Source organism: Acidobacteriota bacterium (assembly GCA_026393755.1).
Classification (GTDB): Bacteria; Acidobacteriota; Vicinamibacteria; order Vicinamibacterales; family JAKQTR01; genus JBAXOX01.
In genome coordinates this window covers 125,022-134,962 of the sequence record JAPKZO010000025.1, presented here as the reverse complement: position 1 = coordinate 134,962, position 9,941 = coordinate 125,022, and the positions used below count along the sequence as shown (strand labels likewise).

The window sequence follows — 9,941 nt, the reverse complement described above, 5'->3', positions numbered from 1 at the left end:
CGGCTCTTCGTAGCCGAGCGCCGTGACTGACGCCACCAGTTTCGGGGCCAGTCCAAGGGAAGAGAAACCGGATGCCGAAGCGGTCTTGAGCGAAGTCGTCATCCCATCATCTTACGCGCTTGGACAGACCGCTGCCGGATCGCGGGGCCTCTGTCAGGCTGCTCCTGGCCGCCGGGCTTGGCCCATCAAGACCGACGAGGGTCTTTCTTCGCTTTCGCCACGGCTGGTCTCCTTCGGCAGTCCCTACTTGGTCGTCGCGTAGAACTTCACATTCGTGAGCGGTGTTCCCACTTCGCCGGTTTCGTCATGGAGAAGGGGGCAATCCGCCGTCCCTTCCACCTCGGTCGGAGACACCTTAGTGAGGGTGACGGTGCATTTGCTTCTTCCCTTGTTGAAGCCGCTATAGGAGCCATCCCAGAACACGCCGATGCCGCTCATGCTGAACGAGCCTTCCAAATCGAGTCTTCCCGGAGCCTGGTACATCAGGGTGATATTCAAATGAGTATTCACCTTCGGTTTGGCCTCGGGCCTGAATATCAGTGTGGCCATCGTGAAGCTCTGCATCTGCTGGAAACCGCCCTCCACAAACTTGAACGTGAGATCCTGCGAGCCGAATTTGAACGACGCCTGTCCAGACCTCGCGGGCACTCCTTCAAACTGCTGCCCCACCGCAGGGATAGTACAAACCAAGAGCACGGCCGAAAGGCCGAGCATCTGCGCGACTGGGTGTTTCATGGATGGCCACCTCCGGAATGAATGCATGCGCGGGCGCAGTTGAATCGACGCCATCTTCAAATCGGAAGGAAGATACCACAACTGAGCCGATCGGTTGGTTGCTGGCGCGGCCATCGTTGCCGCCTCCAATCGCCAGCTGTGGCGCAGGCGAAGGGCGGCGGTCAGCAAGATGGGCTGAACGGCGAGAGGGCACCCGTTGAAGGTGCCGTCGTCTGACTGCCGTTGCAAGTTCGTTGCAAGCGGACTGGCGAAAAGTGGTCGGGGCGAGTGGATTCGAACCACCGACCCCTCGGTCCCGAAGCGGTCCCGGACCCCCGCTTGAACAGGGCGGACCCAGCTTATTGGGCGTAATCTCGGTCCCGTCAGGGCTTAGGAGCGCGCCTGCGACGACTTCCTTTACTGAACTTTACTGGTCTGACTCCGACCGCCCCCGCTAATGCACTTCAACTCGTGGAAGACGCAAACGGAGTGGAGGCGAGTAGGTGAAACAGGAGTTGTAGAGGCGCCGTTCGGATGTGAACCGGAGAATGGAGGTTTTGCAGTTGGGCCAGCTACCCCAAAACGTTAGCGAATATGCGTGTTTGCTGACGCTTTGGGATTGGACAGCGTGCTGAGTGGTGCCAAATGGGGTGGTTTGGTGTGGGATTCGCTACGGTACGAGCTACGGTACAAGCTTCGGGACCGCTGTCAGTGAAGAACAGAAAAGCGCCCGACCACCCCATCCGGGTGACCGGGCGCTTCGAGTCGGGACCGTAGATGTTGGTCGCCTACTTCCGCATCCGGCGACGACCAGCGCGAACGACGCCGACCAGACCCGTGCCGAGCAGAATCAGCGAGGCTGGTTCGGGGACGGGAGCGGTTGGAGATGCCGTCCACTCGCGTGTGTCAGTGAACGACTGGGCAGCGACGTAGTTTGCGGGGCCGTGGAAGTCGCAGAAGATCGCATTGCCGTATACGGTGTCGCCCACCCAACTGCCGAAGTTGTCGGCGTTCTGGGACGAGTCGGCAGTTCCATAGAACGCCGCCCTCCACACGTTGCCGCTAGCATCAGTCTGGAAATCGAAGTTTCCCCACACCGTGCTGTAGGTGGCCGCATATGAGCCGGCATTGATGGTGAAGCCCAGGGCCTCCGAGGCAGTCCACGCCTGATTGATGAGGGTGGAGCCGCCATTGTCTAGGAAAAGGTGCAGCGTAAACGTGTCCCCAACCGAAATCCCAGGGGTGTTCGCGGTTGAGATGGTGTCCGTGAACTTGAAGTCGAACGGCGTCGCACTCGCGACCGGCGCATGGCAAAGCAGCACCAATGCGACGGCCGCAACCGCTGAAAGCAACGAACTCCTCGAGTGTCTCACACGTCCCTCCTTAGCTGAGCCGGTTTTGCGGAGTGCGTCCCCGAAAACCATGAACCACACTTGCGGACTGCCTGAGCCATCGACGCCCAGCCGCTGAGACAGCCTCGGCTCTGAAGTCCGCAACCCAATCTGACGACGGTTGGAAGCGCGACACTGCCGACACTCGCCTGGCCTCGTGCGCAACTCTAGTGGCAGCTGGCTTGTTGTAGATAAGGAGCACTAGGGCGGTACGCTCCCCCGCACTTCCACCGTTGGGCGTGCAAGCTCCGATCCGAGTGGCGCGAGACGATCTGCGCCAGATTCCGCACCGTCACGCTGGGAAGGCACCTACGAGGGAGACTATAGTTCGGGGAGTCAGACAGAAACTCACTGGGCGGGTGAGTTTGTAACTCTCTTTCACAAATATCCTCAGGAACTTGCACCCAAAGAGAGAGCGCGTCGCCCGACGTCCCGGGCGGCGGACAGCCGAGTCATCTCTCGTGGGCCTGATCCGTCTATGCGGATTTCCGCATAGTCGGATCAGGCCCACCCTCCAACAATCAGCGTCTCTATTGCATTGCCTTGACGACCTTCTGCAGTTCCTCATACACGCGGTGAACCTGCGCGCTAAGCCAGTCGGCGCTGATTGTCTGCGCATATTCGACGCGCGCCGAGCCCGCGGATGGCTTGGCGAACTTGAGGAGCAGGAAATCAGCAGATGGGTCAGAGGTCAAGACTCGGCCGTGAGCCAGGGCGTCACGAAGTGACACCACGGAGGAATCTAGTCGTAGTTCCGGATGGCTCTTACCAACCAACGAATTGAAGCGGTCGATGAGTTGACCCAAATTGCGGTAGTCGGTCATGGCGTCCACGGAAACGACGTCGCCGGCCTTGAGAAGATCAAGTCTCTGGCCGGCGGCGAACGCGATGTGCGGGGAGTCGGCTCTGCCGTACAGGTACGAGCGGATTGCGGTCTCAAGCGCCTGCAGGTTTACAACCAGATGCCCGAGCCCGTTCGCATGATCCTCATAGTCCACAGTGAACTCAAGACCCGCTCGGTTATCTCTTGGGGCGATCATTGAGCGGGCAACGGCGAAAGGCGCCGGTAAAGGCGCCCTTCATGGAATCCGTTGCACATTCGTTACACAACGGCTAGCGAAAGTTGGTCGGGGCGAGTGGATTCGAACCACCGACCCCTCGGTCCCGAACCGAGTGCTCTACCAGGCTGAGCCACGCCCCGACGTCCTTCTAGTCTACCGCACCGATCGCCACTTCCCCAAGCCCTTCTTCGCGGGCATGCCTGCTCGTCGCGTTGGGCGGTCACGGGGGGCCGCGCCTGCAGTCGACTCCGCGGCAGCACTCACCTTCGTCCGCCTCCTTGGTGCGGGCCGAATCAGCCGCTCCACTACCCTCAGCGCGTCGTGCGCGGTCAGATCCGGCTGGAGCGGCGTCACCGAGATGTACCCATCACGCACGGCCTGATAATCCGAGAGGTCGTGCGGTTCCCACTGATCCAGCGCCACGTCTATCCAGTAGTACGCTCGCCGCTTGGGATCGACTCGCTCAGCAACCGAAGTCACGTGATTCCGCTTGGCCTGCACGGTCACCTTGAAGCCTCGCGTGACGCTGCGCGGAACATTGATGTTCAGGAACGTGCGAGCCGGAAGCCCGCGCTCAAGGACACGGCCAGCAAGATGCGCCGCGGCGGCAGCCGCCGCCGCAAAATCGAACGGCTCGCGCGTGCGCTGGAGGGACACAGCGAGACTTGGTATCCCCAGCAAGGCGCCCTCGAGTGCCCCCGACACGGTGCCCGAATACGTCACATCATCACCCAGATTCCACCCCGTATTGATGCCGGAGACGACGAGGTCTGGCAGGCCCTTCAGGATGATGGCGACGGCGATGTTGACACAGTCAGTCGGCGTGCCGTCGACGGCGTACACGCCCTCCCCCATCCGGTCGAGTCTCAAGGGATGATGCAGCGTGAGCGCGTGCCCGACCGCACTCGCCTCTTTCGCGGGTGCGACGACAAGAACCTCACCGAGGGGCCTGAGTGCGGCCGCCAGGGCCGCCAATCCCTCGGTACGCACTCCGTCATCATTGGTGACAAGAATCTTCTTCATGGTGAACGAATGATTATAGCCTGCCGTTACTGACGAAACCTCTTCGAGGAAGGGGAATCGCGGCCAGCAGCAGCGCCGACGCCACCGCGAGCACGGCCCCGGTCATGAACGCCGTGGGCGCCCCCGCGAGCTTCCAGATGCCGCCGAAGAGCAGGCTGGCGCACAATGCGCCGATGCCCACTACGGCAGCGTGGACGCCGAAGGCGTTACCTCTGGAGTTCTCCGGCACCAGGTCCGCAACCACGGCCTTCTCAACGCCCTCGGTGAGGCCATAGTAAAGACCGTAGGTCAAGAACACCGCGACCAGCGCCGGCAGGGACGAGACGGCGGCAAATCCAGCGTAGACGCCCGCATAGATCAGCCATCCGCTGGTGATAATGGCCTTGCGGCTCACCCGATCCGACAGTCGTCCGCCAATCGGCGAGGCCACGGCTTTCACCACGTGCAGCGCCGCCCAGACCAGCGGGATCCACGTGGCGCCGATGCCGGCCTCGTTCAGCCGAAGCAGCAGGAATGCGTCGGTCGAGTTGCCCAGGCTGAAGACGAGAAGGACGCCAACGTAGCGATAGAACGGCCGTCCGAGTGGCGACGTTCCCTTCGTTGGCCCCGGATATAGCGTTCCGGTCCGCTGTGGCGGAGCCACGTCAGGAACCGGCAACAGCATCATCACGGCGATGAGGCCGGGAATGAGCGTCAACGCAAACAGCAGCCGATACTGTTCGGGGAAGAACCACAGAAACAGTGTCGCCAGGAGAGGACCGACGACGGCCCCAGCGTGATCCATAGCTCGATTGACGCCAAACGCGTAGCCCCGCGTGGCCGGTTCAGCCCACGACGCGATCAGCGCATCGCGCGGCGCGCCGCGTACGCCTTTGCCGACGCGATCGGCCAGCCGGACCAGCAGCACGTGGGGCCACGTCGTTGCCAGCGCCACCAACGGCCTCACCAGTGACGACACGGCGTAGCCCGCAATCATCAGCGGTTTTCGCACGCGCCAGCGGTCGGACATGCGTCCCGAGACGACCTTCAACACGCTGTTGAGCGCTTCGGCGGCGCCTTCGATGATGCCGATTGAGAGCGCCGTGCCTCCGAGCACGCGCGTCAGGTACAGCGGCATCAGAGGGTAGATGGCTTCCGAGGCGGTGTCGGTGAAGAAGCTCGTCCACGACACGAGCCACACGGGCCGCGGCAACTTCGGCCGCCGCCCCGGGCCAGACGACGCGTTGGCGTGTGGCACCTGTTCAGGCTTTCAGGTAAAGACCGCGTCGATGCATCACGTAGAGCACGCCGAAGAGGACGACGAGATTCGCACACGCATACAACAGCGAGGCGTTGTACGGGTCGGCCAGGGGAACGAACCAGCTGGTGTAAACATAGCGGCTGAGGGTCGTCACCTTGCCATCGGTCCCCGCGAACTTGATGAGTCCCATCTGTTTGGCAAGATATCCCGATAGTACAAACAACGTGATCGCGTTGAGCCCCAGAATCACAAACGGTCGAGCCCAGCGCCGCCACCCGTAGACGTCGATAATCATGTAGCTGACCGCGAGCAGCAGCGCGGCGCCGCCAGCGGTGAACCACACGTAGGAACTGGTCCAGAGGCCCTTGTTGATCGGGAACGCGCAGTCCCACAGGTAACCCACGACCATCGCGATGACGCCGACCAGCGCCATGGTGATGGCCTTCTCTTTCTTCGGCGCACCCGACGCCAGCCAGAGGCCCGCCACCGTCCCGAGCAGCGTCGTGGCAATCGCCGGGAACGTGCTGAGGATGCCTTCGGGATCCCACGTTTTCGATTGTGACCACAAGTGTCCGCCGAGCAGCGTCCGATCGAGCCACGCACCGAGGTTGCCATTCGGCGTCAGATCGCCAGCTACCCCTCCAGGCGCGGGAATCCACGTCATCACGAGCCAGTAGCCGAGGGTCAGTGCGACCGCCATCGCGCCAAGCTTGACGCCGTGCGACAACCGGCCGGCGTCGGTGGCGTCGTCACGCCGCGCCGTCGACCGAAACAGGAAGGCCGCGACCAGGTAACAGACGGCGATGCGCGCCAGCACGCCTGGAATCCGGACGACCGACAGGTCGAATCGCGGCCAGAACGTCAACAGGAAGCCCAGGCCGAAGATCACGATCGACCGTTTGACGATCTTCCAGGGGTTCCCCATCGTGCCGCGCGAGAGCGTGATCGAGACGCCGACAATAAACAGAAAGAACGGGAAGATCAGATCGGTGGGAGTGCACCCGTTCCATTCGGCATGCTCCAGTGGCCAGTAGACGTGTCCCCAGTCGCCCGGGTTGTTCACAATCACCATTCCGGCCATTGTGAGGCCCCGGACGGCGTCGAGAGACTCCATTCGGCTCGGCTTGCTCGCCATCGTGTCCTCCGTGTGCACGCCATCATGTCGCTTCCGGGCGGCGAAGAAAAGGGCGCATTGCATTTGAGCGGCACCGGCGATACAACAGTGTCATGCCCGCTCTCTCAGCCCTGCTGGCGGCACGCACGCACGAAGGCGAATTGTACGAGACCGAACGCGGCACCTGGGTCCGGTGCTTCGCCTGCGGGCACGCCTGTCCGATCCCCGACGGCGCGCAGGGCGTCTGCAAGGTGCGTTTCAACGACCACGGGCGTTTGATGGTGCCGTGGGGTTATGTCGCGGGCGCGCAGTGCGATCCGATTGAGAAGAAGCCCTTCTTCCATGTCGAGCCCGGAGCGCTCGCCTACAGCTTCGGCATGCTCGGGTGTGATCTCCACTGCGCCTACTGCCAGAACTGGGTGACGTCGCAGGTGCTTCGGGATCCCGAAGCGGGATCGCGAATCGTCGACGTCACGCCCGACGCGCTGGTCCGGGCAGCCGTCCGGGAGGGTGCCAGGGCGGTCATCAGCACGTACAACGAACCCCTCATCACGGCCGAGTGGGCCGTCGCGGTGTTTCGCGAGGCTCGCCAGGCCGGTCTGCTGACCGGATTTGTCTCAAACGGTCACGCCACGCCGCAGGTCCTCGCGTACCTGGCACCGTGGATCGATCTATTCAAGGTCGACCTCAAAGGCTTCGACGACCGGGCGTACCGGAAACTCGGTGGACGCTTACAGCCCGTCATTGAGACGATTCGGGCATTACATGCGATGGGCACGTGGGTCGAAGTTGTGACGCTGGTCGTGCCCGGCCTGAACGATTCGGATCGGGAACTCACCGCGCTGGCTGCCTTCCTCGCGAGCGTGTCGCCGGAGATTCCGTGGCACGTCACCTCGTTTCACCCGGACTATCGGATGCCTGATGCGCACAGCACGAATTCTGCGATGCTGGCAAAGGCCGCGGCCATCGGCCGGCAGGAAGGTCTGCGTTTTGTCTATGCGGGAAACCTGCCGGGCCGGGTCGGCCATCTGGAAGACACGATGTGTCCCGCATGCCACACGCTTCTGGTCGAGCGCGTGGGCTACCAGATCCGGCTGAACCGCCTCTCAAAAGGCGGGGCGTGTCCGTCTTGCGGCACCACTATTCCCGGTCGCTGGGGAGCCGCGAGCCAATCACTCCCGGAGTGATTACCGTTCTGTCTTCGCCCCCTAATCACTCCGGGAGTGATTTAATAGAAGCGATGTCTCCTGTCGATGTCCTTGGACGGTCGCTCAGAAGTCTCCGGCTCTCGGTGACCGATCGCTGCAATCTCCGCTGTCACTACTGCATGCCCGAGGCCGAGTACACCTGGCTTGCCCGCGAGAACCTTCTGCACTTCGAGGAAATCAGCCGGCTGATTGACGCGTTTGTCGCAATTGGTGTCGACAAGGTCCGGCTGACCGGCGGCGAACCCCTGCTGCGCCGGGATCTGCCCCAATTGGTTTCCCAACTCGCCCGCAAGCCCGCGCTCGCCGACCTCTCGCTGACCACGAACGCGATTCTGCTCGCCGAATTCGCCGCCCCGCTCAGAGACGCCGGACTGCGCCGGCTGAACGTCAGTCTGGACACGCTCAAGCCGCAGCGGTTCGTCGATCTGACAGGGCAGGACGCCCATGCCCGGGTGCTCAACGGGATCGAGACGGCCGCGCGGCTCTTCGGCGGCCTGAAGCTGGATTGTGTCGTGATGCGCGGCGTGAATGATGATGAATTGATGCCCCTGCTGGACTATGGAGCCCGCATCGGCGCCGAGGTTCGCTTCATCGAGTATATGGATGTGGGCGGGGCGACACGCTGGGCCTCGAATCTCGTCGTCTCGCGCCAGGAGATCCTCGATCGGTTGAAGACGCAGGTTGGTGAGATTCGGCCGATCGAGGAGCCCGCCAGCACCGCGCCGGCCGATCGATTCGCGCTGCCCGACGGGCGCGTGTTCGGCATCATCTCGTCGACGACGGAGCCGTTCTGCCAGAGCTGCGACCGTTCGCGCGTCACAGCCGACGGGATGTTCTACACCTGCCTCTATGGCACCGAGGGACTCGACCTGCGAGGACCCCTGCGCGCCGGCGTCAACCCGCGGGAGTTGATTGAGACACTGAACACGCGGTGGATCCGCCGGGCCGATCGCGGCGCCGAAGAGCGGCTGGCGATGCGCGGACGCTCGGTCTATCTGCCTGTCGAGACGCTGAAGGCGGACCCGCATCTGGAAATGCACAAGCGGGGCGGCTGATCCTTCTTCAGCGCCGCACCGGGGTCCAGCCGCTCTCGAACCGAGTACCGAGGACGAGCCTGACCACTTCGTCGTAGTTCCGGATTCCGCTCTCGACCCTGTTCGTCTTCAAGTACGAGTCGTAGGCTCTCCACGCAACGAGCCCAACCACGCGGACTTGATCTCGCTCGTTGCGCTGGCGCATCAGGTCGATGTCCCGAATGACGCGGGCCGGCACGTGGGCCATCACCTGCCGGCGTTGGTTCGCATCGAGCGAGCCGCCGACCCGAAGAAGCAAGTCGAGCCAGCCGCTGTACTGCGCCCATTCGTCCGCGTGAATGCAGGCCAGCCAACCCACAAACGACGCCTCCGACTCGCGAGCCAGACCGGCCAGGTGAGCCCATTCGTGCGCAATCACTGCGGGCCGTTCGACGGGCAGGAGGTTTGTCGCTTCGAGCGTTTCAAGAAAGAAGGGATCGGTCATCCCGCTCACGCCGGCCCGGGTGAAGTACGGATCCAGTAGCGACACTTTGGGCCGCCCAGGACGGGTGCCGCCGGGCAGCCCGATGCTCCGCAGGGCCCCCTCAAACGCCGGCGCCAGCGGTCCAGCCTCTTCCTGCCGGTCCCCTCCTTCCGCCGAGGGCGGCACGACAGTCTGCAGCCGCACCAGGGCCCCGGCAATCTGGCGACCGAGCGCACCGGCCCGGTCCGGAGTGATCCTCGACTCGTCGAAGTCCAGCCACGCCGCGACCGGCTCTCGCTGGTAGTTGAGTCCCCAGCATCCGTAGAAAGCGATGAACGCCGCCGCGGCGACTGTTCCGAGGTTCAGAACCGCGCGCGCCAGCGCCCGCCACCGCCGGCCGCGTCCGCCGCGAGTCACCCTCGCGACGCCCCAGACCAGCCAAAGGACTCCCGCGACAATCAAGGCGTCCAGCAGCGCAAACGGCACCAGATTCGACGCGCCCGTCGCGATCGACTGCATCGGCGGGTAGACGGACCGCGCGTACCACTGCTCGACCAGACCGGCCGGCCACCGCACGGCTATCAAGAGTGCGGCCGTGACTATTAGCCCGAACCGCCAGGCCACATATCTGGTCACCTCGACATTGTGGCATACAGCACCAGAACAGTCCCGGCGGTTCTCCTGCTATGGACT

8 protein-coding genes, 1 tRNA gene and 1 pseudogene are annotated in these 9,941 nt (G+C 63.2%); 2 read left to right on the top strand and 8 right to left on the bottom strand.

Annotation, left to right across the window (positions count from 1 at the left end):
• Positions 1–243: 243 nt before the first annotated feature.
• The 7 genes and pseudogenes from NTV05_10465 to NTV05_10435 all read right to left on the bottom strand — a co-directional run bounded on the left by NTV05_10465 (position 244) and on the right by NTV05_10435 (position 6,564).
• Positions 244–903: a hypothetical protein gene (locus NTV05_10465; protein ID MCX6544819.1), complete on the bottom strand. Its 660-nt coding sequence runs from the start codon at positions 901–903 to the stop codon at positions 244–246.
• A gap of 599 nt (positions 904–1,502) precedes the next feature.
• The gene (locus NTV05_10460) at positions 1,503–2,087 is read right to left on the bottom strand and encodes a PEP-CTERM sorting domain-containing protein (protein MCX6544818.1); all 585 of its coding nucleotides are present in this window, start codon (positions 2,085–2,087) and stop codon (positions 1,503–1,505) included.
• Between the two features lie 548 nt (positions 2,088–2,635).
• Positions 2,636–3,103, bottom strand: coding sequence for a hypothetical protein (locus NTV05_10455; GenBank protein ID MCX6544817.1), 468 nt, complete (start codon positions 3,101–3,103; stop codon positions 2,636–2,638).
• Between the two features lie 126 nt (positions 3,104–3,229).
• Positions 3,230–3,306 (bottom strand) — tRNA-Pro (locus NTV05_10450).
• 160 nt (positions 3,307–3,466) lie between these two features.
• Positions 3,467–4,189: pseudogene (gene surE, locus NTV05_10445) on the bottom strand (5'/3'-nucleotidase SurE).
• A gap of 13 nt (positions 4,190–4,202) precedes the next feature.
• A complete protein-coding gene (locus NTV05_10440; protein ID MCX6544816.1) occupies positions 4,203–5,426 on the bottom strand; it encodes an MFS transporter in 1,224 nt (407 codons plus the stop codon).
• 4 nt (positions 5,427–5,430) lie between these two features.
• Positions 5,431–6,564: a heparan-alpha-glucosaminide N-acetyltransferase domain-containing protein gene (locus tag NTV05_10435; protein ID MCX6544815.1), complete on the bottom strand. Its 1,134-nt coding sequence runs from the start codon at positions 6,562–6,564 to the stop codon at positions 5,431–5,433.
• 92 nt (positions 6,565–6,656) lie between these two features.
• Between NTV05_10435 and amrS the strand changes: the two genes are divergently transcribed.
• Both amrS and moaA read left to right on the top strand, forming a co-directional pair.
• Positions 6,657–7,730, top strand: coding sequence for an AmmeMemoRadiSam system radical SAM enzyme (gene amrS, locus NTV05_10430; protein MCX6544814.1), 1,074 nt, complete (start codon positions 6,657–6,659; stop codon positions 7,728–7,730).
• A gap of 53 nt (positions 7,731–7,783) precedes the next feature.
• Positions 7,784–8,806 carry a GTP 3',8-cyclase MoaA gene (moaA, locus tag NTV05_10425; protein MCX6544813.1) on the top strand — a complete coding sequence of 341 codons (1,023 nt, stop codon included), beginning with the start codon at positions 7,784–7,786 and terminating at the stop codon, positions 8,804–8,806.
• Between the two features lie 7 nt (positions 8,807–8,813).
• Here moaA and NTV05_10420 read toward each other — a convergent pair whose 3' ends face one another.
• Positions 8,814–9,884, bottom strand: coding sequence for a DUF3810 family protein (locus tag NTV05_10420; protein ID MCX6544812.1), 1,071 nt, complete (start codon positions 9,882–9,884; stop codon positions 8,814–8,816).
• Positions 9,885–9,941: the final 57 nt, after the last annotated feature.

What these genes read in the sequence shown, in the direction of transcription:
- NTV05_10435 (MCX6544815.1), bottom strand. Translation starts at nt 6,564, where the DNA reads ATGGCGAGCAAGCCGAGCCGAATGGAGTCTCTCGACGCCGTCCGGGGC.
- amrS (MCX6544814.1), top strand. Translation starts at nt 6,657, where the DNA reads ATGCCCGCTCTCTCAGCCCTGCTGGCGGCACGCACGCACGAAGGCGAA.
- moaA (MCX6544813.1), top strand. Translation starts at nt 7,784, where the DNA reads ATGTCTCCTGTCGATGTCCTTGGACGGTCGCTCAGAAGTCTCCGGCTC.